Source organism: Sphingomonas sp. OK281, assembly GCF_900115295.1.
Taxonomy (GTDB): domain Bacteria; phylum Pseudomonadota; class Alphaproteobacteria; order Sphingomonadales; family Sphingomonadaceae; genus Sphingomonas.
The window spans coordinates 512,319-538,574 of sequence record NZ_FOVZ01000003.1; the positions used below are offsets into that span (position 1 = coordinate 512,319).

The window sequence follows — 26,256 nt, forward strand, 5'->3', positions numbered from 1 at the left end:
GGGAGAGGGGAGGACCGGGCTGGATCGTGCAAGATATTGAGAAGCTTCGGCTATTCCCGGATTACTGGTTGTTCTGACGATGCAGGAAGCGCGGGATGTCGAGCGGGTCCTGGGGAGCCGCTTCACCGTCTTCCTTCGCAGCACCGCGTGCCGCATTCGACATGCGCTCGAACAGCGTACCGCCGAGCTTCACGCGCGGCGCGGCCGGAACCGCCTCGGGGGCAGCTTCGGCACCCGGAGCGAGCCAGCGACGACGTGCACCACCTTCGTCAGCAGCCGGCGTCGGCACCGGAACAGTCGGCGCGATCGGCGCGCGAGCGGGCGGCACCGACGATGCCGAAGCCGGACGCGCGATCGGACCACGACCGTAAGGCTCGTCGCCATACGTGCGCGGTGCGGGCGCAGGCTGAGGAGCAGGAGCAACCGGCGCAGGCGCGGCCTGCGGCACCATCGTCTCGGCACCGAGCACCAGCTCGTCATCCGACTTCGACGCCGATGGCTCGACTTCCGACGACGCGTTCAGGTCGAGCGGCTCTTCGTCGGCGGACGACGCAACAGGCGCGGCCGACGAAGCGGCAGGCTCGCTCGGACGGAACGAGGTGTTCTCATCCGTCTTGCGCGATCCGAAGCTGAACGAGCGGGTCGGCTCAGGCGCGACTTCCGGCGGACGGGCGTCGGCGTCTATCCCGGTCGCGACGACCGAGACGCGGATCTTGCCCTCGAGCTCCTGGTTGAATGCTGAGCCCCAGATGATGTTCGCATCGGGATCGACCAGGTCGCGGATGTGATTCGCGGCTTCGTCGACTTCGAGCAGGCGCATGTCGTCGCCGCCGGTGATCGAGATGATGACGCCCTTCGCGCCGCGCATGCTGACGCCCTCGAGCAGCGGGTTCGAGATCGCCTTCTGAGCAGCCTCGAGCGCGCGGTTGTCGCCGCTTGCCTCGCCGGTGCCCATCATCGCCTTGCCCATCTCCTGCATCACCGAGCGGACGTCGGCGAAATCGAGGTTGATGAGGCCCGGCATCACCATCAGGTCGGTGATGCTACGGACGCCCTGCTGGAGCACCTCGTCCGCCATCGTGAACGCTTCCTTGAAGGTCGTGTTCGCGTTGGCGATGAGGAACAGGTTCTGGTTCGGGATGACGATCAGCGTGTCGACATACTTCTGGAGTTCGTCGATGCCGCCCTCAGCCGACTTGGCGCGACGGTTGCCCTCGAACGCGAACGGCTTGGTCACGACGCCGACGGTCAGGATGCCCATGTCGCGCGCCGCCTTGGCGATGACCGGCGCCGCGCCCGTGCCCGTGCCACCACCCATGCCGGCGGTGATGAAGCACATGTGCGCGCCTTCGAGCATCTTGGCGAGCTGGTCGATCGTCTCTTCAGCAGCGGCACGGCCGATCTCGGGACGGCTACCGGCGCCAAGACCCTGCGTGATCTTGGTGCCGAGCTGGATCCGCTGCGGTGCGGTCGACTGCTTCAACGCCTGCGCGTCGGTGTTCGCGACGAGGAAGTCGACGCCCTGGACGTCGGCCCGCATCATGTTGGCGATCGCGTTGCCGCCCGCGCCGCCGACGCCGATCACCGCGATGCGGGGGGCCAGATCGTCCACTTCGGGACTAAGGAATTCGATGCTCATCGCCGTTCTCCGCACAACCCGGTAGATACGCTACGGCCGGGCCCCTGATTAATCTGTGTGCACCAACGTCACGGCCTGTTCCAGCCGAAATAACGCCAGCGCGCTCGAAACCCTTAATAATTCGCGCGTGCCGCCTGAATCAATTTGCGCATCATGCCCATGCCCTTCGGCCGATGCACCGTCGTCCGCTGCGGCGCGAGCCCGCGAAGGTCGATCGGATTGGTCGCCGCGTAGAAGGCCAACCCCGCTAGCGTCGCGAACGCCGGTCCGCCATGCGCTTCCGGCAGCGCGGTCAGCCCGCGCGGTCGACCGATCCGCACCGACCGCCCGAGCGCCTGTTGCGCATAGTCGGCGATGCCCTTCAGCTCGGCGCCACCACCGGTCAGCACGACCTGACGCCCGACCGGCCCCTCGAACTTCAGCTTGGTGAGGGCGTTGCGCACTTCGCCCATCTGATGCTCGAGCCGCTGGCGGATCACGCCGATCAGCTGCGCCTTGGTGATCTGCGCCCCCTCGCCCGCGCCGTCCTCAGCGGAGATCGGCATGACCGGGATCATGTCGTGATTATCGCGCGGCGATGCGTTGGCCGATCCGTGGAAGCACTTCATCCGCTCGGCATTCTGCCGCCGCGTCCCGAACGCGCTGGCGATGTCGTCCGTAATGTCCTGCGCGCCGATCGGGATCGAGGTCAGCCCGACCAGCATGCCCCCTGCGAACAGCGACACGTTGGTGATCCCCGCCCCCATCTCGACCAGCGCGACGCCAAGCTCGCGCTCCTCGTCGCTGAGGCAGGCCAAGCCCGTCGCGACCGGCGAGGCGATGATCGACTTCACTTCGAGATGCGCCGACCGCACGCAGAGATCGAGGTTGCGCACCGGCGAACCGTCCGCCGCGACGACATGGATGTGCACCCCGAGCCGATCGGCATGCAACCCAAGCGGCGTCTTCACGCCCGTCAGCCCGTCGAGCGTATAGAGCGCCGGCTGCGCGTGCAGCACCATGCGCCCCTGCGGATCGATCGAGTTGCGCCCGGCGGCGAGCAAAGCATCGATATCCTGCTGCTCGACGCGGTGACCGCCCAGTTCGAACTCGACCTCGGCGACGTCGGACACGAGCCCGCCGGCCGAGAACCCGACCCAAACATTCTCGATGTTGATCCCGGCGATCCGCTCGGCTTGCTCGACCGCCTCGCGTACTGCCGCCTCGGTCGTCGCCATGTCGGCGATATAGCCGCGCTTGACGCCCCGGCTCTCGCGCTGGCCGGTGCCGAGCACGATCAGCTCGCCCCCGTCCCCCTTCTGCGCGATCATCGCCGAAACCTTCGACGACCCGATATCGAGCGCCGTGATCAGCCCTTCCGGTGCCACCTTCGCCATGTCATCCCTCCCCGCCCGTTACGTTCGCGCCCGCCGTTTGCGACGGATTAGTATTAGTCTCGCCCGTTGCCGGCACATTCGCAGGTGCCGGCACGTCGACGCTATGCGCCAGGCTCGCACCCGGTTTGCGCGCGACCAGTTTGGTCGGATCGCGCATGTCGAACCGGATCCAGCCGCGCCCCAGCAACGGCCGCGCCCCATCCAGCTCCGCGAACTTCACCAGCGCGCGCGGCGCGCCGTCTTCGGGCAGCGCCAACGTCTCGCCGCTCTCGAAGGTAAGGTCCCAGCGCCGATTGCCGACCCAGGTCGCCGCCTTCACGCGCGGCTTGAGCGCAGGCGCGGCGGCGAGCAGCGTCTGGTACGACGCCTCCTGCCGATCCGCGCCCGGCCCGATGACCAGCGGCAGATTCGGGATCGCATCCGGCTGCACCGGCTCCAGCAGCACGCCCGACGAATCGATCAGCGTCAGCTGCCCATTGTCCTGCCACACCGCAGCCGGCGTCCGCTCGACGATATCGACGAGCATCGTGTTGGGCAGCCGCCGCGAGACGTGCGCGTCCGCGATCCAGCCATAGCGCAGCAGTTTCTGCCGCACCGCCTCCAGATCGACCGACAGCATCGACGTCTGGTTCTGCTTGTCCTCCAGCGCGACCGCATAGACCGACATCCGGTCCATCCGCTTGAGGCCGGTCACCTCGATCTGCTCGACCTTGAAGCCCGCGCGCCCCGCCCCCTCGGCCACCGCCGCGCCGATCATGCCGGGGATGCCGACCCACGTCGCCGCCGCGATCGCTACAGCCCCGCCCGCGCCGAGGATCGACCACGTCGCTATTTTCCGAAGCGTGTCCTCGCTGACCGGGAGCATCCCGACCAGCCGGTCCATCACCGACACCTTCTTGACCGCGACCTTCCGGCGCGGGGCGGGCCGCTTGGGCGGCGGACCGCGCTTGATCGTGCGGCTCATGGAGAAGGATGGTCCTGAAGCGCTTCGTCGACGATCGCCTGCACCAGCTCGGCATAGCTCATGCCGATGTGCCGCGCCTGCTCGGGGACGAGGCTCAGCGGAGTCATCCCCGGCTGCGTGTTCACCTCGAGCAGGAACAGCCCGTCGACGCCGCGCTCGTCATCCCAACGAAAATCGGACCGCGACGCGCCCTTGCAGCCGAGCAACCGGTGCGCTTCGAGCGCGAGGCTCTTGCACGCATCGGTGATCTCGTCGGGGATCTCCGCCGGGCAGACGTGCACCGTCATCCCGTCGGTGTATTTCGCGTCGTAATCGTACCAGCCGCTCTTGGGCTTCAACTCGGTCACCCCGAGTGCCTTGCCGCCAAGCACCGCCGTCGTCAGTTCGCGTCCGCGGATGTAGGGTTCGGCGAGCAGTTCCTCGAACTCGCCCCACGGCCCGACGCTGTCGCGCGCGATCGGATTGCCGTAATTGCCGCTGTCGGTAACGATCGCCACGCCGACCGAGGAGCCCTCGTTGACCGGCTTCAATACGTACGGCCGCGCCATCGGATCGCTCTCGAACAGATCCGCCGACTTGACGATCCGCCCGCCCGGCATCGGCACGCCCGCCGGGACGAGCAGCAGTTTGGTCAGCACCTTGTCGATCGCGATGACGGACGTGGCGAGGCCGGAGTGGGTATAGCGCAGGCCCATCAGGTCGAGCAGCCCCTGCACCGATCCATCCTCGCCAGGCGTGCCATGGAGCGCGTTGAACACGAGATCAGGCTTCGCCTCGGCGAGCTTGGCCGCGACGTCTCGTCCCATGTCGATCCGCGTGACCCGGTGCCCGAGCGACTCAAGCGCGTCCGCACAGCCATTACCCGACATCAGCGAGACCTCGCGCTCCGCCGACCAGCCGCCCATGAGCACCGCGATGTGAAGTGGACCCGTCATGCCTCCCCTCCCGCATGCGGGAGGGGACCGAGGGGTGGGCGCCCGCCATCACCAGCCGCATCGCTGGTGGAAAGCGCGGGTGGTGCACTGCTTGGCTGCTCATCACCCCGACCATCTCCCCGCAGGGGAGAGGGAGCAGCGATGCCAACCCGCTGGATTTCCCATTCCAACGTCACCCCCGAATGCGCCTTCACCTTGTCGCGTACCTCTTCACCCAGCGCCTCGATCTCCGCGCTCGACGCGGACCCGAGGTTCAGCAGGAAATTGCAATGCTTCTCACTGACCTGCGCATCACCGCGAGTCAGTCCCCGACACCCGGCCGCGTCGATCAACGCCCACGCTTTGTGTCCCTCGGGGTTCTTGAACGTCGACCCCCCGGTGCGCGAGCGAAGAGGCTGCGAAGCCTCGCGCTCGGCCGCAATCCGGTCCATCTCCGCACCGATCACGGCAGGCTCGCCGGGCGTGCCGGAGAATACCGCTTCGACCACGACGGCTCCCGCGGGCAGGTCCGAATGACGATAGGTAAAACCAAGCTTTTCGGCAGGCCAGACTTCGACCGAACCTTCCCGAGTAACCACGGTAGCCTCAACCAGAATATCGCTGACATCGCGACCATAAGCACCCGCGTTCATCCGAACCGCTCCGCCGACAGTACCCGGAATCCCACGCAAAAACTCAAGCCCGCCAATCCCAGCATCCCGCGCGGCACTGGCAACGGTAATCCCCATCGCCCCCGCGCCCGCTCGAACACGCCCGTCCTCAACCGAAACCTTCGCCATAGCCTTGGGAAGCCGCACGACGACTCCCGGCACGCCACCGTCCCGCACGATCAGGTTTGAGCCGACCCCGACTGGCAGTACCGGCGTCGCAGGTTCGAGATCACGCAAATAGGCGGCCAGATCGTTCGCCGTATCGGGCCGCACCAGTGTCTCCGCCGGCCCACCAGTCCGAAACCATATGAAAGCCGCCAGCGAAGCCCCTGCCTCGACCTTGATTCCCCTCCCGATTGCGGGAGGGGTCAGGGGAGGGACCGACATAGCCGCGCCCGTGCCGTCGGGGGAGGCCGCAGCCCCTCCCCCGACCCCTCCCGCAAGCGGAAGGGGAGCAGAAGCGCGGGCGCTCACGCCAACACCTTCGCGCGCTCGACCGCGATCGCATCCGCCAGCCCGGCCGCCCACTTCGTAATGTCGCCAGCGCCGAGACACACGACCATGTCGTCAGCCTCGATCGTCGCCGCCAGTTCCACCGCCAGCGCATCCGCATCCGCGACCACACCCGCGAACCGGTGCCCACGCCGCTTCAACCCCTCGACCAAAGCCGCCGCATCGACGCCCTCCACAGGCGCCTCGCCCGCCGCGTAAACCGGCGTCACCAACACCCGGTCGGCGTCGTTGAACGCCGTCTGGAAATCTTCCATCAAATTCCCAAGTCGCGAATAGCGATGCGGCTGCACCACCGCGATCACGCGGCCCTTCACGCCTTCGCGCGCTGCCGCCAAGACAGCCCGGATCTCGACCGGGTGGTGCCCGTAGTCATCGATGATCGTGACACCGGCCACTTCGCCGACCTTGGTGAACCGCCGCTTCACGCCACCGAACTTGGCAAACCCCTGCTGGATCGTCGCATCCGCAATCCCAAGTTCCAGCGCCACGCCGATCGCCGCCAGCGCATTCTGGACGTTGTGCCGCCCCGGCATCGGCATCTCGATCCCCGAAATCGTCCGCGTCGCGCCATCACGCTCGCGCACCACGCAATCGAACCGGTTGCCGCCCGGGATCGGCGTAACCTCGACCCCGCGCACATCCGCCTGCGCCGAGAAACCGTACGTGACGACCCGACGATCACGCACCCTCGGCAGGATCCCCTGCACCTCCGGATGATCGAGGCACAGCAACGCCGCGCCATAGAACGGCACGTTCTCGACGAACTCGACGAACGCATCCTTCACCGCGTCAAACGAGCCGTAATGATCGAGATGCTCGGGATCGATGTTCGTGACGACCGCGATCGTGCCGTCGAGCCGCAGGAAGCTGCCGTCGCTCTCGTCCGCTTCCACCACCATCCAGTCACTAGCGCCCAGCCGCGCGTTCGAGCCGTACGAGTTGATGATCCCGCCATTGATGACCGTCGGATCGACCCCGCCCGCATCGAGCAACGCCGCCACCATCGACGTCGTCGTCGTCTTCCCATGCGTCCCTGCGACCGCGACGGTCGACTTCAACCGCATCAGCTCGGCGAGCATTTCCGCACGCCGCACCACCGGCACGCGGGCATTCAACGCCGCCTCGACCTCCGGGTTCGAGCGCACGATCGCGGTCGACACGACCACCACCGCAGCATCTCCGATGTTCGACGCGGCATGACCGATCGCGACCGGAATGCCCTTGTCGCGCAACCCCTGCACGACATAGCCCTCGGCCACGTCCGACCCTTGCACGCGGTAGCCGAGGTTCTTCATCACCTCGGCGATGCCCGACATGCCGATCCCGCCGATCCCGACGAAGTGGATCGTGCCGATGTCCGTTGCGACGCCCTTCATGCGAACTGCGCCTTTGGCTTGGAGGGCGCGCCGACCGGAATCCGCGACAACGGTGCATCCAGGCTCTCGACCAGGTCGGCCAGATCGCTTGCCGCATTCGGCCGCCCGCAACTGCGCGCACGCCCCGCCGCATTCTGCAACGCCGCCGGATCGAGCCCGAGTTTCTGCATCTGCTTGGCCAGTTCCACTGCGGTAAAGTCTCCCTGCGCGATCGTCCGCGCGCCGCCCGCCTTCGTCATCTCACGCGCGTTCACGGTCTGGTGATCGTCTGTAGCACCCGGCAGCGGCACGAGGATCGCCGGCCGCCCCGCCGCGGTCAGTTCCGAAATCGTCGAAGCCCCCGCGCGTGCGATCACCAGATGCGCCCAGGCCAGCTGCTCGGGCATATCCGGCAGATACGTCGCCAATTCGGCCGGAATATGATGCTCGGCGTATTTCGCGCGAACCGCGTCGATATCCTCGATCCGCGCCTGGTGCGTCACCTGCAACCGCCGCCGGAACGTCACCGGCAGCATCGCCAGACCATCGGGCACGACCTGCGACAGGATGCTCGCCCCCTGGCTACCGCCGGTCACGAGCACGCGGAAGATCCCGTCCTCCTCCAGCAGCGGATACGGCCGCGAGCGCAACGCCAGCACCGCCTCGCGCACCGGATTGCCGACCAGATGCGCCTTGCCCAGCAGCTTCGGCGCGAGGCGCTCGGTCGGCTCAGACGAGGTCGCGATCGCGTCCACGCGCCCCGCGACGAAGCGGTTCACGCGTCCCAGCACCGCGTTCTGCTCATGCACCGCAGTCGGGATCTTGTCCGCGAACGCCGCCAGCAATGCCGGCAACGCAGGATAGCCGCCGAAGCCGATCACCGCCGCGGGCTTGAAGGTCCGGTACAGTTCGCGCGCCATCGCCCGTCCGCGCCACATCTCCCGCGTGGCCCGAGCCCAACCGAGCGGCCCGCCGGTAAAGCGTCCGGCTGGCAGGACATGCGTCTGGATATCCTCGAACAGCCCTGGAAACCGCACGCCGCGCGCATCGCTGACCAGCGCGACGCGGTGGCCGCGCTTCGTCAGTTCGGCCGCGAGCGCCGCTGCCGGGACCATGTGCCCCCCGGTCCCACCGGCTGCGAGGACGTAATGCTTACTCATTCACCACTCCAGCGGACGACATAGGGGCTCCGCGTGAGAAACGGATTGCGCCGGGTAAACGCCAGCAGCAACCCCATGCCGACCGACAACGCGATCATCGACGACCCGCCATAGCTGATGAACGGCAGCGTCATACCCTTCGATGGCGCGAGGCCGGTGTTCACCGCCATGCTGACCAGCGCCTGCGCACCGAACTGCGTCGCGAGCCCGGCGGAGGCCAGCAGCTTGAATTCATCCTGCTCGTCCAGCAGCTTGACGAACACGCGCACCACGATCGCGAGGAAAATCACCGCGATCACCGAACATGCGATCAGCCCGAACTCCTCGCCGATCACCGAGAAAATATAGTCGGTATGCGCCTCGGGCAGTCCAAACTTCGCCGCACCGGCGCCGGGGCCGGTGCCTGTCCAGCCGCCCGCGGTGAGCGTATCATGCGCCGCATTCGTCTGGAAATGGTCGCCCGCGCCCTCGCCCTCGACACCCGGAAACAGGAACGCATCGATCCGCGACCGCGCCACGCCATAGAACACATACGCGGCGATCAGCCCCGCCGGCGCCATCGCGACGAGGCCTAGCATCACCTTGGCCGGCGTTCCCGCGATCATCAGCAACGCCATCCACACCGAACAGAAGATGATCGTCTGGCCGAAATCGGGCTGGAGCATCAGCAGCACCGCGACGCCCGCGGTCATCGCACCGGTGATCAGCACGGTCGGCAGTTCGGCATCCTTCGCACGTAGCGACAACAGCCACGCGACGGTGACGATGAACAGCGGTTTCAGGAACTCGGAAGGCTGGAACTGTGCGAAGCCGACGCCGAGCCAGCGCCGTGCGCCGTTCGCTTCGACCCCGATGAACGGCGTCACCATCAGCATCAGCACGAACAGCGCGCAGCCGCCGATCGCCATCCGCCGCGCCATCGACACGGGCATCATCGACACGCCGAACAGCACCGGGAGCGACACGCCGACCCACATCAACTGCCGCCAGAAATAGTATAGCGGCGCGATCTTGTGATGCTCGCCCGAATAGCGGACCGCGCTCGCTGGCGACGCCGCCGCCACCGCGATCAGCCCGATTGCGATCAGGAACAGCGTCAGCAACAGCAGCATCCGGTCGATATCCCAGAACCACGTGCCGAGCGGCGACTGATCGCCGCGCCCGCCGCGCCGCTTCATCTTCGCGACGATGCTGGTCTTCGGTGTGCCCATGTCAATGGTTCCAGCGCGGATATCGGTCATGCCAGCGACTCCACCGCCGCGCGGAACGCGGCCCCGCGCGCTTCGTAATCGCGAAACTGGTCGAAGCTAGCACAGGCGGGGGATAACAAAACAGTGTCGCCGGGCCTGGCGTTTGCGGTGGCATTGCGGACCGCTGCGTCGAGCGTGCCGACGTTATCGACGGGCATGGAGTCTTTCAAAATCTCGGCAAATTTCGGGCCAGCCTCGCCGATCGTGTAGGCGTGGACGACATGGCCGAAGGCGGGCCTGCATGCGTCGAGGTCGTCGCCCTTCGCGCGGCCGCCGACGATCCAGTGGACCCGGCCGAACGCGGCGAGCGCCGGCGCAGTGCTCTCGGGATTGGTCGCCTTGCTGTCGTCGACATAGGCGACGCCGGCGTACGAGGCGATCTGTTCCATGCGGTGCGGCAGGCCCGTGAAGCTGGTGAGGCCGCGGTCGATGTCGACCTCGCTTATGCCCAGCGCCTTGACCACGGCGATCGCGGCGAGTGCGTTCTGGGCGTTGTGCGGGCCCTGGAGCGTCGGCCAACTGCTCTGATCCATGCACACACCGGGCGCGATCTTGGTGAGGTGCTCGCCCTTCGCCGACAGCCCGCGCGCGATCTGCGCGGACGGCGCGTCGCCGATGCCGATGACCGCGTCATGCTCGGCCGACTGCATCGCGAACAACCGCGCCTTGGAGGCCGCATAGCCTTCGAAGCCATCGTAGCGATCAAGGTGATCCGGCGTGATGTTGAGCAGCACCGCGACGTCGCAATCGAGCGTCTGCGTCAGGTCGATCTGGTAGCTTGACAGTTCAAGCACATAGACGCCTCCCTCGGGGAGCGGTTGCTGTTCGAGGATCGGGAGGCCGATGTTGCCGCCCATCAGCGTCGGGACGCCAGCGGTCTTGAGGATGTGGTGGACGAGTGCGGTAGTGGTGGACTTGCCGTTGGTGCCGGTGATGCCGACGACCTTATGCAGGGGAAGGTCGGCGCGGGCCTGCGCGAAGAGCTCGATGTCGCCGATGACGGGGACGCCTACCGCACGGGCCGCCGCGGCGAGCGGGTGCGTGTTGAGAGGAACGCCTGGAGACACGACCACAGCGTCGAACCCCGAGAGATCATCGAGAGGTGCGACCCTCAAATCGTCCCCGGCACGGGGAGGGGGACCGCCAGCCGCAGGCTGGTGATGGAGGGGGGCATCCGCAAGCGAAACGCCTGGAACAGCCCCCCCTCCACCAGCAAAACTGGGCCCCCTCCCCGTACCGGGGAGGATTGCGTCACGCTTCGCCTCGTCGGAATCCCACGCGACAACGCTCGCCCCACCAGCCACCAACGCCCGCACGGTCGCAGCTCCCGACCGCGCCAGCCCCAGCACCGCATAGCGTTTCCCGCGCCAGGCCTTCGCGATAATCACCGCAGCTTCAACGTCGAAAGCCCGACCAGCGCCAGCACCAGCGCGATGATCCAGAAGCGGATCACGACGGTCGCCTCGGCCCAGCCGAGCTGTTCGAAATGATGGTGGATCGGCGCCATCCGGAACACGCGCTTGCCGGTGCGCTTGTAGAAGAACACCTGGATGATCACCGACAGCGCCTCGATCACGAACAACCCGCCGATGATCCCCAGCACGATCTCGTGATGCGCGACGACCGCGATCGTCCCGAGCGCGCCACCCAGAGCCAGCGACCCGGTATCGCCCATGAACACCGCGGCCGGCGGCGCATTGAACCACAGGAACGCTAAGCCAGCGCCGACGATCGCCCCGCAGAATATCGCCAACTCACCCGCGCGAGGGACGTGCGGGATACCGAGATAATCCGCGAATTTCACGTTCCCGACCAGATACACGATCACCATGAACGCGACGCTGGCGATGATCACCGGCATCGTCGCCAGCCCGTCGAGCCCATCCGTGAGGTTTACCGCATTGCCGAACGACACGATCGTGAACGCCGCGAACACCGGGAAGAACCAGCCGAGATCGAGGTACATGCGCGACGTGAACGGCAAATACAGGTGCGGGCCGTTCTGCGACATAATGATCGTCGCGGCGACGCCGGCGATGATGAACTCGAGCAGCAGCCGCGTGCGCCCGCTGATCCCCGCGGTGCTGGCTTTGCGCACCTTGTCATAGTCGTCGAGGAACCCGATCGTCCCGAAGCCGAGCGTCACGAACAGGCACGCCCAGACATACGGATTGCTCAGGTCCATCCACAGGAAGATGGCGAGGCACATCGAGGTCAGGATCATCAGCCCGCCCATCGTCGGCGTGCCGCGCTTCGACAGATGCGACTGCGGGCCGTCGGCGCGGATCGGCTGCCCCTTGCCCTGCCGCACGCGCAACCAGCCGATGAACTTCGGCCCGATGATAAGGCCGATGATCAGCGCGGTCGCGACGGCACCGCCGGTCCGCACCGTCTGGTAACGGATGAGGTTCAGCAGGCCGGGAAACCCCAGATGCTCGGCGAGCCAGTACAACATTCAGTTAATCCCGCCTTTGAGGCCAGCCTGGAGACCCGCTACGACGCGCGCGAGGCCTACCCCGTTCGATCCCTTGACGAGCACGACATCGCCCGGCGCCAGGATCGTCCGTAACGACGCGAGCGCGGCCGCAGCGTCGCCCACATGGACGGTTTCGATCTGTCCCTCAAGCACCTGTGCTAACGGCGCCATCGCTTCACCGACGAGTAGCGCCATTTCGACGCGCGCGGCGAGGATGGGTTCGGCCAGGGCTGCGTGATAGTCGTCGGAGCCCTCGCCCAATTCGCGCATCTCGCCGAGCACCGCGACGTGGCGGCCCGGCTCGTGGCTGAGGACGCTTAACGTCGCGCGCATCGAGGCTGGGTTGGCGTTGTAGCTCTCGTCGATCACCAGCGCCTGGCCTTCGCCGACGGTCACCAGCGACCGTGCGCCGCGTCCCTGCAATCCGCCGAGTTCGGCCAACGCAAGGCCGGCAAGTCCGAGATCACTGCCGGCCGCCTGCACGCAGGCCAGCACGCCGAGCGCGTTCGACACCCAGTGCGCGCCGGGCTGCGCGATCGTGAAGCTCAGCTCGTGCTCCGCCCCCTGCCCCATCCGCGCGGTGACGAACGTCCCGCCCGTCGGCAGCCGCATCGCCTCGATCGCGCGGACATCGGCGCCCTTCTCGCTGCCAAACGTAACGATATGCGCGGCATGCGGCGCGGCGTGGCCAAGCAGCCGATCGCGGTGCGGGCTGTCGTAGGGCACGATCGCAGTCCCGTCCGGTTCGAGCCCGGCAAAGATCTCCCCCTTGGCATCGGCGATCGCGCTCTCGTCGGGAAAGAACGCGGTATGCGCAGGCGCGATCGCAGTGATCATCGCGATGTGCGGCCGCACGAGCTGGGTCAGTTCGGCAAGCTCACCGGCGTGGTTCATCCCCATCTCGAACACGCCGAACTTCGCGTCGCGCGGCATCCGGGCAAGGCTCAGCGGGACGCCGGTGTGGTTGTTGTAGCTCTTGACCGAACGGTGCACCTCGCCGGGCGCGGCGCGGTCGAGGCAGGCGAACAGCGCTTCCTTCGCGCTGGTCTTCCCCACGGAACCGGTAACGCCGATGATCGTGGCGGTGGAGCGCGCGCGGCTGGCGCGGCCGAGGGCGTTTAATGCGGCAAAGCTATCCGCAACAAGGACGTGCGGATGGTCGCAAGGCTCGGACACGATCGCCCCCGCCGCGCCCTGTGCGAAGGCCTGGTCAAGGAAGCGGTGGCCATCGCTCGCCTCGCCCTTCATCGCCACGAACAAGTTGCCGGGGCCAACCTCCCGCGAGTCGAACGCGACGCCACTGACGGAAAAATCACCCGAAGCGACGCCGCCGGTAGCGGCAGCGATCTCGGCTGAAGTCCAGATACTCACTGCTCCCCTCCCGCTTGCGGGAGGGGGCGGGGGAGGGGCTGACCAAACGGGCCGGACGCCAGTACGTACGTCGCGCCCTCCCCTAGCCCCTCCCGCAAACGGGAGGGGAATGACGATGTCGCCGCGCTCACGCCGCGCACTCCCGCGCGACGGTCACGTCGTCAAAGGGAAGGACCATGTCGCCAACGATCTGGCCTTGTTCATGCCCCTTGCCCGCGATCAGCACGATATCCTCGGACCCAGCCTCGCGCACCGCCGCGCCGATCGCCGCGCGACGATCACCGATTTCCTCAGCGCCCCGCGCGCCTTTCAGTACGTCGCAGCGGATCGCCCGCGCGTCCTCGGTCCGGGGATTGTCGTCCGTCACGATCACACGGTCGGCGTGTTGCACCGCGACCTGACCCATCGTCTCGCGCTTGCCGGTATCGCGATCACCGCCGGCGCCGAACACCACGATCAGTTTGCCGCCAGCGTGCGGTTTCAGCGCAGCGATTGCCGCTTCGAGAGCGTCGGGGGTGTGGGCATAGTCGACGTAAACCGGCGCACCCGACTTCGCAATCACGGCGCGCTCCAGCCGCCCGCGGACCGGTTGCAGGCGCGCGAGGTTGGCGATCGTCGCGCCGATATCGCCACCCGTCGCGATCACCAGCCCGGCTGATACCAGCGCGTTCGCTGCCTGATAGGCTCCGATCAGCGGCAGGGTCACCTTGTACGTCTGGCCCTCGGCCTCGATCGTCAGCCCCTGCCCGAGCAGCGTCGGATCGCGGCCGACCAGCCGCAAAGTCTCGCCCTGCGTGCCAACCGTGATCAGCCGGTTGCCACGTTCGCGCGCCAGATCGATTACGCGCGCTGATTGCGGATCATCCGCCCACACCACCGCCGCGCCATCCGTCGAGAGCACTTCGGAGAACAACCGGATCTTGGCAGTGAAATACGCCGCCATGTCGCCGTGATAATCGAGATGGTCGCGGCTAAGATTGGTGAACGCGGCTGCAGCCACCTTCAGCCCCTCGGTCCGATACTGCGTCAGCCCGTGGCTCGACGCTTCGAACGCCAGATGCGTCACGCCTTCACGCGCGAGCCCCGCCACATTCGACAGGAACGTCACCACATCCGGCGTGGTCAGCCCGGTCGTAACCCGCTCGTCGGCCGTCGTCACGCCAAGCGTGCCGATCGAAGCCGCATGAAACCCCGCCATCCGCCACAGCTGCCGAGTCATCTCGACGCACGACGTCTTCCCGTTGGTCCCGGTAATCGCCACCGACGTCTCGGGAAACGGCGCGAAGAACTTCGCGGCCAATTGCGCGAACCGCTCGCGGGGGTTGTCGTCGGCGATGTAGGTAGCGCCCTCGACCGTCAGCCCAGGCCGCGCCACGACTGCGATCGCGCCCGAGCGGATCGCATCGGCCACGAAATCCTCGCCGTTGACGCGCGCGCCTTCGAACGCGCCGAACACGGTGCCCGGCGCGACCTTGCGGTGATCGATCGCGAACCCCGTCACCTGCGCCTCTTCCGTCCCGTCGGTCAGCGCTGCGAGTTTCATGCAATAGTCCTCATTGCCCGGTCGGCTGTGTACGCGACGGGTCCTGCCACAAAGTCGGCAGGATGTCAGACTCGTCGATGTCGCGGTGCGCGTCGGGCACCACGCCCAGGATCGCACCGACGCGCGAGATCGTCCGGCCGACCACCGGCGCGGTATTCCACGCCGCCGTCTTCCACCCGGCGGTTTCCTTCGTCCCGAGTGGCGAATCGAGCATCGCCAGCACGACATAGCGCGGGGCATCCATCGGGAATGCCGCGGCAAACGTCGCCACGTTCCGCGAGTGATCGTAGCCACCCGACACAGCGGCCTCGGCCGTCCCGGTCTTGCCACCGACGCGGTAGCCCGGTGCATCGCCCTTGCGCCCCGTACCGCGCTGCACGATCAGCCGCAGCATCTGCCGCATCCGCGCGCTGGTCTGCTCGCTGATCACCCGGCGACCGGCAACCGCATGCCCCGGCGCGACCTTCAACAACGTCGCCGGCCGCCAGATCCCGCCATTGACCAGCGCCGCATACGCGCTCGCCAGATGCAGCGGAGTCACCGCAATACCGTGCCCGTAGGCGGTGGTCATCGTCGTCGTCCGCGCCCAATATTTCGGCCACAACGGACGGCCCTTCTCGCGCAGTTCGATATCGGGCTTGGTATCGAAGCCGAGCTTCTTGAACATCGCCTGCATCTTCGCGGGCCCGACCTCGTCGGCCACACGTGCGGTGGCGATGTTCGACGAATAGATCAGCGTCTCGGCCATGTTCAGCCAGCGCTTCGGATCGCCGCGCTCGTCATGGATCGTGAAGCGGCCGACCTGGAGCGGATGAGTCGCATCGAAGCGTCGCGCGAACGATGTGACGACACCCGTGTCCATCGCGGTCGCCATCGTGATCGGCTTGAACGTCGAGCCGAGCTCGAACACGCTCTGAGTCGTGATGTTGCGGAGTTGCTCGCTGCCCGACATGCCGACGCGGTTGGGGTTGAACGTCGGCAGCGAGACCATCGCGATCACCTCGCCGGTCGCCACGTCGAGGACGATGCCGCCAGCCCCGCGTGCCGAAAACGTCGTCATCGCGCGACCGAGTTCACTCTCCATCGCCGCCTGGACGCGGTTGTCGAGCGACAGCGCAACCGGCGTGCCGTTCAGCGCCGGATTGGTCAGCCGCTCGTCGAGCACGCGCTCCATCCCGCTCATGCCGTGGCCCGCGGTCGACAGGAAGCCGAGCGCATGCGCCGCCATCGTCGATTGCGGGTACAGCCGCTGCGTATCACGGTCGAACACGATCGCGGGCTCGCCGATCGCATTGACCTGCTCGACCAAAGCCGGCGACGCGCGCCGCTGAAGATAGATGAAGCTCTTGCCCGACGTCAGCAGCGCATAATAATGCGCTTGGTCGCCCGCTTCCGGCATCAACGCGGCGAGCTTGCTGGCGATCTCGGTCGGGTCGCCGATCAGCTTCTTCGGGTGCACCGCGATCGTCCACGCATCGATCGTCCGCGCGAGCGGCGCGCCGTTACGATCGACGATGTCGCCCCGCGCCGCGATCGCCGCCGAGCGCGCCTGCGGATCGGCGAGCGACGCTTGCACCGCCAGCATCCCGAGCCGCCCGACCACCACCAGCACCGCTGCTCCGAACAGGAACATCAGCGTCATCAGGCGCGTGTGCGCCGTCGCCACCAGTGCATGACGCTGGTTGGCGCTACGTTGCTGCGAGACGGGCCGGGCGACCAAGGCGGTCACCGCCGCTTACGGCTCTCGGAGCGGGCGCCGCTCATGATGTCACCCAACGTCGTGTCGGACAGGAGCTTGCGGTCGAGCATCGCGACTGCCTGCGGACGGACCTTCGCGACGGCAGCGAGGCGCTCGGTCTTGGCAGCGCGAACGAGTGCGGCCTCGGCGGAGCGCGGCGTCGACACCGACGCGCGGATCACGACCGGCTTGAGCGCGGTCTTCGAAGCAGCCTGGATCGCGACGTTCATCGCGCGCGGTGCGCTAACCTGCGCCATCTGCACCGGAGCAAGCTTCACCACGGCAGGAGCAGCGGTAACCGGCACGATCGACGTGGAGACGACGGACCCCGCCCCCGACGGCACCAGCAGCGCGGCGGTCTGGACCCCATCCGCGCGCAGGCTGTTGACGTCGAGCGCCGCGAGCGCGGCCTCGCTCACGACGAACTGGCCCGCGGTGGGTGCCGACAGCGCCAGCGTATCGCCGTTCCAGCGCTCGAGCTGCGCCAGATTGCCCCGCGTGTCGAACTCCGTTTCGAGCGCACGGATGTCGCGCTGCGCGGAGCGGATCTGACCATTGACCGCCTCCAGCTTCTTGCGCTCGGCGGCGACCTGCAGCGACACGAGGTAGAAACCGAGCACGACGGCCACGCAGCCCCCGAACCAGCCCACACCCTTCATCCGATACGCCGCCGTCATGTCGTCACCTCTTCCGTCCAGGGTTGCGCGGAGGTCCGCCGCGCCGTCCGTAATGTCGCCGAGCGCGCACGCGGGTTGCGTGCGATCTCGGCCTCGCCGGCGCGAACACCGCGGCCGACATGAGAAAAACTAGGTTCCGCAACGGCTTTCACCTGCGGAAGATGACGCGAACCTGAAGGCGACCCACCGGACCGCGTGCGCAGGAAGCGCTTCACCATCCGGTCCTCGAGACTGTGGAACGTCACGATCGCGAGACGGCCGCCCGGCTTCAGCACGCGTTCGGCCGCGAGCAATCCGTCGGCGAGTTCGCCAAGCTCACGGTTCACGTGGATCCGGATCGCCTGGAACGCCCGCGTCGCGGGGTCCTTCTTGTCATGCGCCTTGTAGCCGAGCGCGCGGCGGACGATGTGCGCCAGCTCGCCGGTCCGCGTCAGCGGGCGCGCCGCGACGATTGCGCGTGCCACACGCCGCGACTTGGGTTCGTCGCCATATTGATAGAGCACGTCGGCGATCTCGTTCTCGTCCGCCTCGTTGACGAAGTCCGCCGCCGACATGCCGGCCTGCGCCATCCGCATGTCGAGCGGGCCATCCGACTGGAACGAGAAGCCGCGCTCGGCCTGGTCGAGCTGCATCGACGACACGCCGATATCGAGCGTCACGCCGTCGACTGGCGCGAGGCCACGCGATTCGAGTTCGGACGCCATCGCCGAGAAGTCCGCGGCGATCAGCGTGAGACCTTCTTCGGCGTCTTCCATCGCGCGACCATTGGCGATCGCGTCTGGATCACGGTCGAACGCGACGATCCGCGCGCCCGACTTGAGCAACGCCAGCGTGTAGCCGCCCGCGCCGAACGTGCCGTCGACCATCGTCTCGCCGGGCTCAGGGGAAAGCGCGGCAAGGACTTCGTCGAGCAGGACAGGGATATGCGGAGCATCAGGGCCGCTCACAGCTGCACCCCCTTCTCGGCCATGTAGAAGCGCGCCATCTCCTTGACGACGGGGGGCATGCCGTCGGTGGCGATCAGCGTCGCGGGGTCCCAGATCTCGATATAATCGAGCACGCCGTAGAAGAACGCATGGCCCTTGATACCGGCATAGAAGCGCGGGAACGCGGGCATGATGAAGCGACCGGAGCCGTCGAACGGCACCGCTTCGCCGGACGCGGCGGCGCGCTTGATGTTGTAGTCGTACTCGCCGCTCTCGGACGTGTTCTCGGATTCGCGGCGATCGAGGCGCTCAGCGAGGATGTCGACGTAACCGGGATCATACGCGACCAGGCAGCGATTCTTCTGATGCGCGCCGATGATGATGGTCCCGCCGTCCTTGCCGTTCGCCTTGGGCGCATTTGCCGAGAGCATCGTGCGGAGTGCCGAGGGGATGGCTACCCGGCCCTTGTCGTCGACAAGGCCGATACCGTCTCCTTGATAGCGACCCCGTACCGACACGCCAAAACCCTTCGAACTGGCGCGCACGCTTCACCGCTTCGAAAAGCAGCCATCGCTACGTTTCGACCGCGTTTTCAGCGAACGATGAAAATGCCCCTGTATTAACCTCCATCTACCATAGCGCTTCGGGGACGCAACGGGATTTTTGGGGATTGGACGGATTTGACGCCGGTTTCGACGCTCAGTCCGGGGGGATTTGCGCGCGAATTGGGTGCGATCCGCGCGGGGCTGCCCCTTAGGGCTGGGGAAATCCGGGGATGGCCTCATATCCCATCAGGGTTTGTAGACCCCACGCGCGTTTTAAGGCCAAGCGAACAGCCTTCGCCCATCTACCACCCCGGCGAAGGCCGGGGCCCAGATGGAAAGGTGGGCGTAAGGAGACGCCGAGCTCAGTCAGCAACGTTTCCCAATCTTCCCCAGCCTCTGCAGGGGACGTGGCAAGCCAGGTTCACGGCAGCGGAAAGCGATACCGATAGCGCCCTATTGCGCGGGAGCCTGTGCATTCGCGCTTGGCGCCACGCCCATCTCGGCGAGCGGCTCACCCGCCCCGGCGGCTTCGGTGACGTTCGATACGCCCATGTTCGCCACCACATCGGCCTGTGCGGTTCCTGCGGTCGCGACCGGCCGTTCGCGGTTCGTCGAACCGATGATCGCGCTCGCGAGACCGATCAGCAGCACGACCGCGGCCAGGCCGATCATGCCGACCTTGATGCGCTGCATGGTCTGCGAGGGTTCATGAGAGGACTTCATTTTGCCTCGCGTCGATACCCGACTGGCGCGCTCGTGTCGATTCTCGGGAACCGGAGCGCTCAAGTCAGCCCCTTCGCCTGACGCCATTCGGGATCGTACAGCGTCGAGAGATAGCGAAAGCCGGTGTCGCACAGGATCGTCGCGATCCGCTTGCCCGGCCCAAGATGCTTCGCCAGCGCCACCGCGCCCGCGACGTTGATCCCGGACGACAGCCCGAGGCAAAGCCCCTCCTCGTCGAGCAACCGGCGAACCCAGGCATAGCCTTCCTGGTCGGAAATGCGGAACTGCGTATCGATCGGCGCGCCTTCGAGATTGGCGGTGATACGCCCCTGGCCTATCCCTTCGGCGACGGAAGATCCTTCTGCCTTCAACTCGCCATGCGCATAGTAATTATAGAGCGCGGCGCCGTGCGGATCGCTGAGCGCGATGCAGACTGTCTCGTCCTTCGCCTTGAGCCCAAGCCCGACTCCGGCGATCGTCCCGCCCGTTCCCGCGGCGCAGGTAAAGCCATCGATACGCCCATCCATCTGCGCCCAGATCTCCTCAGCGGTCCCGACGATATGCGCGCGGCGATTGGCGGTATTGTCGAATTGGTTCGCCCAGATCGCGCCCGGCGTCTCCTCGGCGATCCGCCGCGACGTATGGACGAAATGGCAGGGCGACGAGAATGCTGCGGCCGGCACCAGCACCAGTTCGGCGCCCAGCGCACGCAGCGTGTCCATCTTCTCGCGGCTCTGCGTCTCGGGCATGACAATGATCGTCTTGTAGCCCTTGGCGTTCGCCACCAGAGCAAGCCCGATCCCGGTATTGCCCGCCGTGCCCTCGACGATCGTACCACCCGGCTGGAGCAATCCCCGCTGCTCTGCATCCTCGACGATGAACAGCGCCGCGCGATCCTTCACCGACGCGCCTGGGTTCGCATATTCGCACTTACCGAATATATCGCAGCCGGTCGCCTCGCTGGGACCTTTCAGGCGAACGAGTGGCGTGTTGCCGATCAGGGCGAGCGTATCGGGTGTCGTATGCATGTCCGCTATGTGGCGTGACGCTCCGCCGGGAGCAAGCGAGCGAAACTTTGCGCCCTTAAATTGATCCGTTTGTAGGTACCGATCCATCGCAACCGGCGGTATTTGATGACAGCGAAGTCATTCGCTATTCACGCTGCCGATCATATGATCCAGGTTAAGTTTGCAGGTGAAAGGAGCGTCGATGATGAACGAGTATCAGCGCGCGCTGACGTTGTTGACCGAGGCCGCCGATTTGATGGACTCGATCGGAGACACGTTGATCGCAGCGCATATCTCGACGCCGATGGCATTGGTCGAAGACCGGCTTCATCCTCTGAACGGCACGACGGACCTCGATCGATCGCCAGGCGGATAATCGCTGCGTGGGCGTGCGTCGTTCACGGTCATCCCGGCCGAAAGCTGCGCCGATCCGTTCGTCGCGACGCGATGGTACCGCAAGCCATAAGCCTTGACGCTCCATGCTGCATCCGCGAAGCAGGCTCCACTATGAAAATCCTCCCCATGACCGCCGTCGCCGCGCTGCTCGTGCTGGCCGCCTGCAACTCCAAGCCCGCTACGCCCGAGGTGTTGGACAGCAATCCCGATCCGATGGCGAACACGCTCGCCAACGCCGCGCCGGTCGAATTGCCGCCCGCGATCAAGTCCGAGAAGACGCTGCGCTGCAAGGACAACAGCCTGCTCTATGTGACCTTCTTCGAAGGCGACAAGCAAGCCGTGGTCCGCAGCAAGCAGGACGGCCCCGCGACGACGCTGAAGTCGACCGTCGCAGGTGCGCCGAAGACCGCCGAAGGCGGCTGGTCAATGACCGGCAACGAGTCGAGCGTAACGCTGACCGCGCCCGGCAAGTCCGCGCAGACCTGCCACGCATAAACGATCCACGTCGATGGTTCCTGAAACGGCCGGCGGATCATTCGCCGGCCGTTTTTCTTTGTGCCGAGCACCCTTGCCCTCGTCGGCGCAGACCGGCACGCTAGGCTGATGGCAACAGTTGCGATCTACAGCCTCAAGGGCGGCGTCGGGAAGACGACGCTTTCGGTGAACCTGGCCTGGTGCGCCGCGACCTTGTCGGCGCGCCGCACCTTGCTCTGGGATCTCGACCCGCAAGCCGCTTCGACCTGGGTGCTCGGCGGGCCCGGCAACGCCGACCAAGCGCAGGCGATGTTCACGAAGGACGTCGCGGTGGCCAAGCAGGCACGACCGACAGCCTATCCGCATCTCGACCTGATCGCCGCCGACGCATCGTTGCGCGGCCTCGACCAGTTGTTCCACGAAATGGACAAGAAGAAGCGGCTCGCCAAGCTACTGTCCGAACTCGCCGCCTACGACCGCGTCATCCTCGATTGCCCGCCAGGCCTGACCGAGACCGCGGACCAGGTGATGCGCGCGGCCGATCTGATCGTCATCCCGGTGATCCCCTCCCCGCTGTCGACCCGCGCGTACGACGCGGTCGTGCAGCATCTCGGCGGTCGCACGCCATTGCTTCCGGTCCACGTCATGGTCGACAAGCGGCGCGCGCTACATGCCGAGGCGCTGGCACGGCATCCCGACTGGCCGGTGATCCCGATGGCAAGCGGGATCGAGTCGATGGCGGTCAGGCGCGCGCCGGTCGGCGTGTTCGCGCCAAGATCTTCCGCTGCACAAGCGTTCGCCGATCTCTGGCGTCGGGTCGAACACCGGCTAGCGGCGTGAGCGACGTTCTCGATTCGAAGAATGGGCTCGACCCGCAACTCGTGCTCGGCGCCTATTCGGTCGGCGTCTTCCCGATGGCCGACAGCCGCGATGCCGCTAGCGTATATTGGGTTGAGCCCCGCCGCCGCGCGGTCCTCCCGCTCGACGGATTCCAGCTCTCACGATCGCTCAGGAAGACGATCGCCGCCGACCGCTTCCAGGTTACCGTCGACACGGCGTTCGAACGGGTCGTGCAGCTCTGCGCCGAGAGCGTCGAAGGCAGGCCCGAGACATGGATCAACGAAGGCATAGAACGCGTCTTCCGGACGCTCCACGCGATGGGGTTCGCACATTCGGTCGAATGCTGGGACGGCGGCAAGCTCGTCGGCGGCCTCTACGGCCTCGCACTCGGCCGAGCCTTTTTCGGCGAGAGCATGGTCAGCCGCGCCACCGACGCCTCGAAGGTCGCGCTAGCGCATCTCGTCGCGCGCCTGAGAACCGGCGGGTTCACGTTGCTGGATTGCCAGTTCCAGACCTCGCACCTCGCCTCGCTCGGTGCGATCGAGATCGACCGTGCGGATTACGTCGCGTTGCTGGGGGCGTCGCTCGACGGGGCGCTCAAGCCAGTGTCCGCCGCCGGGGTATCGGCAGCGGCCGGCGATTTCCGCGCACTCGACCGCTTGGCAGGCAAGGCCTCCGCGTCGGGCGCGGTATCGGGGCCGGTCGCCGGGAAAGTCATCGCACAACTCTTGGTCCAGACGTCGTAGACCGGATGCTGTACCGCGTTCAGCGCGGGGCGTTCCTTGTACAGCCAACCCGAAAACGTTCGCCGCCAATGCGAGTCGACACCGCGTACCAGCACCTGCACGAAAGCACCCGTAAGGTGCTCCTGCTCCCACGGCGCGGTCTGTTCGCACGCGCGCAACCGCAGCACCACGTCGCCGATCCGGGTCGCTTGCCCAGGCCTCAGCGTCACTTCGCGCGTTTCGCCGTTACGCTTGTTGAGCAGACCGAGCACGGCGACGCGCTGCGCCATCGGGGTGCCGCCATTGGCAATCGCCGCGGCACCGGTATCGATCGTCTCGATCGAGGAATTGCCGGATTCGTCCGGGCCGGGCAGGTCCTGCTGGACCGCAGCGACAGGCGTCGCGGGCGTGGTAAGCGTACGGTATCCGAACCAGCCACCGACAGCCAACGCCACGACCAACACGGCCGCGGCGAGCCAGCGCATGATCACCCTTCGGGCGTCCAGGCTTCGTAATCGCCCGTCGCGGCAGCCCGGTGGCCACCCTTTTCAAGGGCTCCCGCGGGACGATAGGCGAGCGCGGTACCGGTCATGTTCGGCACGGCAGGCTTCTGCCACGCGCGGATCGGCGGCAGCGCACGATCGGGTACGTCGTCGACCTGATGATGCAGCCAGCTGAACCACGCCGGCGGCACCCGGCTCGCGTCGGTCGCCCCCTGGTAGATCACCCAGCGGCGCGGGTTACCCGCGGTATCCTTGCCACCTTGGTAATAAACGTTGCCAAGCGCGTCCTCACCCATCTTCGCCATGCTGCGCAAGCCGAATTTGGTGCCGAGGGTGGCGCCGTTCCACCACGTGAAAGTCGATGCGAGAAAGCCCATGGCTGGCGCTTAACCCGACTGGCGACGGGCTTCAACCATGATGATGGAAGAGATCTTCATCCTCCCCCATAAGGGGGGGGGGCTGGCGCTAGTCGACGGAACAATACAACGCCGGCGCGATTGCAAACAGGCCGGCCTGTTCGACTATCGACGAGGAGCACGCTTTCGACGCGCCGAGCGCTTATTTGGCGCCCTTGTCCCACGTTACCAGATCACCTTCGGCGATCCCCAGTTCGGCTGCTCGTCCGCCCATCAGTTCCAGCACGGCCCCGACCGGCTCGCCCGACGGGATCGGCTGTTCGGAGAACGGCACTGTGTTCTCGGCGATCCGCGCGATCGTCCCGTCGGCGCGGATATACAGGATATCCAGCGGACTTGGCGTATTCTTCATCCAGAAATTCGCCGCGACCGGTGCGCCGCCGGTCGGAGGATACGGCCAGAACAGCATTCCCCCGTCGGGCTTCAGGTCGGTGCGAAACATCAGTCCGCGCGCCTGCTCGGCCTCCGTCTTGGCGCTTTCGACCGTGAAGGCATGCGCGCCGTTCGCGCTCTTGATCATAAGCGGCATCGTGGCAACCGATGCCACGTCCGATCCAGCGTCGCTATTCATGTACGCGACACTCCCGGCGCCGACGCCCAGCGCCAGCACCCCGGCCAGCACGGCCTTCGCAACGAAGTTCATCCAAGATCCTCTTCGACCGCGACGGCAAGCGGCCCCTTGCGCCCTTCGACCACGCGTGCCCGGAGCGGTTGATCGGGTTCGACCGTCTCGATCCCGGCGCGGCGCAGCGTTTCCATGTGGACGAAGATGTCGCTGCCATCGGCTCCCCGTACCAGAAAGCCATACCCTTTCAAACGGTTGAACCACTTGACCGAGGCGGCCTCGAACGGTCCTGCGGCGTCGATCATCGCGATCGGGTCCACCCTGTCGGGTGACGAAGGAGCGCGCACCGCCTCCTCTACCGCGTTGGTCAGGTCGATTGAAACGATCTCGCGCGCCTGAAATCCACGGCCGCGCTGCACCGACACTGTCTCGACCCGCGCGCCTTCGGGGAGGCTGCGCCGGCCATGCGGTTGCAGGACGGAGAAATGCACGAGGATGTCGCCTATGGTCTCGTCGTCCGCCACCGCGAATCCGAACCCCCGCGTGACGTCGAACCATTTGATGACGCCACTGATGACACGCGTTTCCGTCGCCCCATCGTTCACGAGCGTCGTCGTTCCCGCCTCCATTGGCCCCGTTTCTACCGGCATGTCAGCACCTGCTGCGTGTCGTTACGCATCGTTACACCCCTGACCGCCTTGCTAGCACGGTTCGTCGCAGTCGCAATGAATCCGTTGCTTCCCTCAGTCGAAATCCATCGATTCCGGAGTATCGGACGGCGGTGCAGCAACAATTTTGCGTGCAAGATCGAACCGGTGACCGGCCCGCAGCATCCCGGCGAGCTGTTTTTCGTGCAGCTTCCGGTCCCCGGCGCCATCGCCGTACGGTCCGATTCGCTTGCGACGCGCATACGCAAGCGCCGATTCGACCGCACGATCGGCGATTGCGGGCGCGACCGACTCTGCATCGCCCTCGTCGATGCCAGCCTCACGAAACGCACCCGCGACGCGACGCGCGCCCAGGCCGCGTCGCTGCATCGCAGCAGCCCGCTGTTCCGCAAAGGCGCGGTCGTCGACATAACCGAGATCGGCCATCCGCTGCGCCAGTTCGCCGGGTTCCGCCAACGCCGCGCCGGTGCCCCCGTCCCAGCCCCGCTCGCGGATTTTCCGCATCAGGTAATCGGTAAGGCGGCCTCGCGTGGTCGCGAACCGCTCTACATAGCGTAGCGCCATCTGTTCGAGCGCCGCGGCATCGAGCGGTTTCGGCGCGGGACGCTCGCGCGAACGCTCCTTGACGCCGCCCTTACCGCCGCCTTTGCCCCAGCTCTTGCTGCCGCGCCGCTTCGTGCCGCCGCCATCCCCGAACGCGTCGTTTTCCTGGTCGACGGCATCCAGCGACGGGGGAAACGCGTTGCTCTCGTTGTGGCTATCATCGGTCACGCCATCATTGTGCCACACTGGCACCCGAAGTTGAACGGCTAGACTGAAGA

At 66.5% G+C, this 26,256-nt stretch carries 25 protein-coding genes and 2 pseudogenes; 4 read left to right on the forward strand and 23 right to left on the reverse strand.

Annotation, left to right across the window (positions count from 1 at the left end):
• Nucleotides 1-61: 61 nt before the first annotated feature.
• From ftsZ to BM244_RS14010, 18 genes and pseudogenes are all read right to left on the reverse strand, one after another.
• Nucleotides 62-1,639 carry a cell division protein FtsZ gene (gene ftsZ, locus BM244_RS13925; protein WP_093399485.1) on the reverse strand — a complete coding sequence of 526 codons (1,578 nt, stop codon included), beginning with the start codon at nt 1,637-1,639 and terminating at the stop codon, nt 62-64.
• A gap of 113 nt (nt 1,640-1,752) precedes the next feature.
• Complete coding sequence (gene ftsA / locus BM244_RS13930) at nt 1,753-3,015, reverse strand: cell division protein FtsA (RefSeq protein WP_056051322.1); 1,263 nt, start codon at nt 3,013-3,015, stop codon at nt 1,753-1,755.
• Nucleotide 3,016: 1 nt separating this feature from the next.
• Nucleotides 3,017-3,979: a cell division protein FtsQ/DivIB gene (locus tag BM244_RS13935; protein ID WP_093399486.1), complete on the reverse strand. Its 963-nt coding sequence runs from the start codon at nt 3,977-3,979 to the stop codon at nt 3,017-3,019.
• On the reverse strand, nt 3,976-4,914 hold the full coding sequence (locus BM244_RS13940; protein ID WP_093399487.1) for a D-alanine--D-alanine ligase: 939 nt from the start codon (nt 4,912-4,914) through the stop codon (nt 3,976-3,978). The genes BM244_RS13935 and BM244_RS13940 overlap by 4 nt, the downstream gene beginning before the upstream one ends.
• Nucleotides 4,915-5,051: 137 nt before the next feature.
• A pseudogene (gene murB / locus BM244_RS13945) lies at nt 5,052-5,951 on the reverse strand (UDP-N-acetylmuramate dehydrogenase); the annotation flags it as partial.
• A gap of 83 nt (nt 5,952-6,034) precedes the next feature.
• Nucleotides 6,035-7,453: a UDP-N-acetylmuramate--L-alanine ligase gene (gene murC, locus BM244_RS13950; protein WP_093399488.1), complete on the reverse strand. Its 1,419-nt coding sequence runs from the start codon at nt 7,451-7,453 to the stop codon at nt 6,035-6,037.
• Complete coding sequence (murG, locus tag BM244_RS13955; protein ID WP_093399489.1) at nt 7,450-8,592, reverse strand: undecaprenyldiphospho-muramoylpentapeptide beta-N-acetylglucosaminyltransferase; 1,143 nt, start codon at nt 8,590-8,592, stop codon at nt 7,450-7,452. The genes murC and murG overlap by 4 nt, the downstream gene beginning before the upstream one ends.
• Nucleotides 8,589-9,770, reverse strand: coding sequence for an FtsW/RodA/SpoVE family cell cycle protein (locus BM244_RS13960; RefSeq protein ID WP_093399597.1), 1,182 nt, complete (start codon nt 9,768-9,770; stop codon nt 8,589-8,591). Before BM244_RS13960 ends, murG begins: the two co-directional genes overlap by 4 nt.
• 59 nt (nt 9,771-9,829) lie before the next feature.
• Nucleotides 9,830-11,230 carry a UDP-N-acetylmuramoyl-L-alanine--D-glutamate ligase gene (gene murD, locus BM244_RS13965; RefSeq protein ID WP_093399490.1) on the reverse strand — a complete coding sequence of 467 codons (1,401 nt, stop codon included), beginning with the start codon at nt 11,228-11,230 and terminating at the stop codon, nt 9,830-9,832.
• Nucleotides 11,227-12,297 carry a phospho-N-acetylmuramoyl-pentapeptide-transferase gene (gene mraY, locus BM244_RS13970; RefSeq protein WP_056051331.1) on the reverse strand — a complete coding sequence of 357 codons (1,071 nt, stop codon included), beginning with the start codon at nt 12,295-12,297 and terminating at the stop codon, nt 11,227-11,229. The genes murD and mraY overlap by 4 nt, the downstream gene beginning before the upstream one ends.
• Complete coding sequence (gene murF, locus BM244_RS13975; protein ID WP_093399491.1) at nt 12,298-13,689, reverse strand: UDP-N-acetylmuramoyl-tripeptide--D-alanyl-D-alanine ligase; 1,392 nt, start codon at nt 13,687-13,689, stop codon at nt 12,298-12,300.
• 127 nt (nt 13,690-13,816) lie between these two features.
• On the reverse strand, nt 13,817-15,232 hold the full coding sequence (locus tag BM244_RS13980) for a UDP-N-acetylmuramoyl-L-alanyl-D-glutamate--2,6-diaminopimelate ligase (protein WP_093399492.1): 1,416 nt from the start codon (nt 15,230-15,232) through the stop codon (nt 13,817-13,819).
• Between the two features lie 10 nt (nt 15,233-15,242).
• Nucleotides 15,243-16,961: a peptidoglycan D,D-transpeptidase FtsI family protein gene (locus BM244_RS13985; RefSeq protein WP_093399493.1), complete on the reverse strand. Its 1,719-nt coding sequence runs from the start codon at nt 16,959-16,961 to the stop codon at nt 15,243-15,245.
• Nucleotides 16,958-17,647 carry a hypothetical protein gene (locus BM244_RS13990; protein ID WP_056060249.1) on the reverse strand — a complete coding sequence of 230 codons (690 nt, stop codon included), beginning with the start codon at nt 17,645-17,647 and terminating at the stop codon, nt 16,958-16,960. Before BM244_RS13990 ends, BM244_RS13985 begins: the two co-directional genes overlap by 4 nt.
• Nucleotides 17,644-18,594: a 16S rRNA (cytosine(1402)-N(4))-methyltransferase RsmH gene (gene rsmH, locus BM244_RS13995; protein ID WP_093399494.1), complete on the reverse strand. Its 951-nt coding sequence runs from the start codon at nt 18,592-18,594 to the stop codon at nt 17,644-17,646. Before rsmH ends, BM244_RS13990 begins: the two co-directional genes overlap by 4 nt.
• Nucleotides 18,591-19,118 (reverse strand): division/cell wall cluster transcriptional repressor MraZ, encoded by a 528-nt coding sequence (locus BM244_RS14000; protein ID WP_254784442.1) that lies wholly within the window; start codon nt 19,116-19,118, stop codon nt 18,591-18,593. The genes rsmH and BM244_RS14000 overlap by 4 nt, the downstream gene beginning before the upstream one ends.
• A gap of 453 nt (nt 19,119-19,571) precedes the next feature.
• Nucleotides 19,572-19,841 (reverse strand): hypothetical protein, encoded by a 270-nt coding sequence (locus tag BM244_RS14005; RefSeq protein ID WP_243649706.1) that lies wholly within the window; start codon nt 19,839-19,841, stop codon nt 19,572-19,574.
• Nucleotides 19,842-19,900: 59 nt separating this feature from the next.
• Nucleotides 19,901-20,869 carry a cysteine synthase A gene (locus BM244_RS14010; protein WP_093399495.1) on the reverse strand — a complete coding sequence of 323 codons (969 nt, stop codon included), beginning with the start codon at nt 20,867-20,869 and terminating at the stop codon, nt 19,901-19,903.
• Nucleotides 20,870-21,053: 184 nt separating this feature from the next.
• Here BM244_RS14010 and BM244_RS23125 point away from each other — a divergent pair, with 184 nt between their 5' ends.
• The 4 genes from BM244_RS23125 (at nt 21,054) to aat (ending at nt 23,304) form a co-directional block, all read left to right on the forward strand.
• Entirely contained in the window at nt 21,054-21,224 is a 171-nt protein-coding gene (locus tag BM244_RS23125; protein ID WP_175518205.1) for a hypothetical protein, read from the forward strand.
• 131 nt (nt 21,225-21,355) lie between these two features.
• Nucleotides 21,356-21,739 (forward strand): hypothetical protein, encoded by a 384-nt coding sequence (locus BM244_RS14015; protein ID WP_093399496.1) that lies wholly within the window; start codon nt 21,356-21,358, stop codon nt 21,737-21,739.
• Nucleotides 21,740-21,847: 108 nt separating this feature from the next.
• Nucleotides 21,848-22,558, forward strand: coding sequence for a ParA family protein (locus BM244_RS14020; protein ID WP_093399497.1), 711 nt, complete (start codon nt 21,848-21,850; stop codon nt 22,556-22,558).
• Nucleotides 22,555-23,304 (forward strand): leucyl/phenylalanyl-tRNA--protein transferase, encoded by a 750-nt coding sequence (aat, locus tag BM244_RS14025; RefSeq protein ID WP_093399498.1) that lies wholly within the window; start codon nt 22,555-22,557, stop codon nt 23,302-23,304. Before BM244_RS14020 ends, aat begins: the two co-directional genes overlap by 4 nt.
• Here the strand turns inward: aat and BM244_RS14030 are convergent.
• From BM244_RS14030 to BM244_RS14050, 5 genes and pseudogenes are all read right to left on the reverse strand, one after another.
• A pseudogene (locus BM244_RS14030) lies at nt 23,193-23,573 on the reverse strand (DUF2155 domain-containing protein); the annotation flags it as partial. The gene aat and the pseudogene BM244_RS14030 sit on opposite strands and share 112 nt — an antisense overlap.
• 197 nt (nt 23,574-23,770) lie before the next feature.
• Complete coding sequence (locus BM244_RS14035; RefSeq protein ID WP_093399499.1) at nt 23,771-24,163, reverse strand: NADH:ubiquinone oxidoreductase subunit NDUFA12; 393 nt, start codon at nt 24,161-24,163, stop codon at nt 23,771-23,773.
• Nucleotides 24,164-24,344: 181 nt separating this feature from the next.
• On the reverse strand, nt 24,345-24,773 hold the full coding sequence (locus BM244_RS14040) for a DUF192 domain-containing protein (RefSeq protein WP_254784457.1): 429 nt from the start codon (nt 24,771-24,773) through the stop codon (nt 24,345-24,347).
• A gap of 68 nt (nt 24,774-24,841) precedes the next feature.
• Nucleotides 24,842-25,396: a cold-shock protein gene (locus BM244_RS14045; RefSeq protein WP_254784458.1), complete on the reverse strand. Its 555-nt coding sequence runs from the start codon at nt 25,394-25,396 to the stop codon at nt 24,842-24,844.
• 114 nt (nt 25,397-25,510) lie between these two features.
• Nucleotides 25,511-26,206: a regulatory protein RecX gene (locus BM244_RS14050; RefSeq protein ID WP_368086074.1), complete on the reverse strand. Its 696-nt coding sequence runs from the start codon at nt 26,204-26,206 to the stop codon at nt 25,511-25,513.
• Nucleotides 26,207-26,256: the final 50 nt, after the last annotated feature.

Bases quoted from the DNA above. Each gene is read 5' to 3' on its own strand.
- ftsZ (WP_093399485.1), bottom strand. From the start codon at position 1,639: ATGAGCATCGAATTCCTTAGTCCCGAAGTGGACGATCTGGCCCCCCGC.
- ftsA (WP_056051322.1), bottom strand. From the start codon at position 3,015: ATGGCGAAGGTGGCACCGGAAGGGCTGATCACGGCGCTCGATATCGGG.
- BM244_RS13935 (WP_093399486.1), bottom strand. From the start codon at position 3,979: ATGAGCCGCACGATCAAGCGCGGTCCGCCGCCCAAGCGGCCCGCCCCG.
- BM244_RS13940 (WP_093399487.1), bottom strand. From the start codon at position 4,914: ATGACGGGTCCACTTCACATCGCGGTGCTCATGGGCGGCTGGTCGGCG.
- murC (WP_093399488.1), bottom strand. From the start codon at position 7,453: ATGAAGGGCGTCGCAACGGACATCGGCACGATCCACTTCGTCGGGATC.
- murG (WP_093399489.1), bottom strand. From the start codon at position 8,592: ATGAGTAAGCATTACGTCCTCGCAGCCGGTGGGACCGGGGGGCACATG.
- BM244_RS13960 (WP_093399597.1), bottom strand. From the start codon at position 9,770: ATGAAGCGGCGCGGCGGGCGCGGCGATCAGTCGCCGCTCGGCACGTGG.
- mraY (WP_056051331.1), bottom strand. From the start codon at position 12,297: ATGTTGTACTGGCTCGCCGAGCATCTGGGGTTTCCCGGCCTGCTGAAC.
- BM244_RS13980 (WP_093399492.1), bottom strand. From the start codon at position 15,232: ATGAAACTCGCAGCGCTGACCGACGGGACGGAAGAGGCGCAGGTGACG.
- BM244_RS13990 (WP_056060249.1), bottom strand. From the start codon at position 17,647: ATGACGGCGGCGTATCGGATGAAGGGTGTGGGCTGGTTCGGGGGCTGC.
- BM244_RS14005 (WP_243649706.1), bottom strand. From the start codon at position 19,841: ATGAAGTCCTCTCATGAACCCTCGCAGACCATGCAGCGCATCAAGGTC.
- BM244_RS14010 (WP_093399495.1), bottom strand. From the start codon at position 20,869: ATGCATACGACACCCGATACGCTCGCCCTGATCGGCAACACGCCACTC.
- BM244_RS23125 (WP_175518205.1), top strand. From the start codon at position 21,054: ATGAACGAGTATCAGCGCGCGCTGACGTTGTTGACCGAGGCCGCCGAT.
- BM244_RS14015 (WP_093399496.1), top strand. From the start codon at position 21,356: ATGAAAATCCTCCCCATGACCGCCGTCGCCGCGCTGCTCGTGCTGGCC.
- BM244_RS14020 (WP_093399497.1), top strand. From the start codon at position 21,848: ATGGCAACAGTTGCGATCTACAGCCTCAAGGGCGGCGTCGGGAAGACG.
- BM244_RS14035 (WP_093399499.1), bottom strand. From the start codon at position 24,163: ATGGGCTTTCTCGCATCGACTTTCACGTGGTGGAACGGCGCCACCCTC.
- BM244_RS14040 (WP_254784457.1), bottom strand. From the start codon at position 24,773: ATGAATAGCGACGCTGGATCGGACGTGGCATCGGTTGCCACGATGCCG.
- BM244_RS14045 (WP_254784458.1), bottom strand. From the start codon at position 25,396: ATGGAGGCGGGAACGACGACGCTCGTGAACGATGGGGCGACGGAAACG.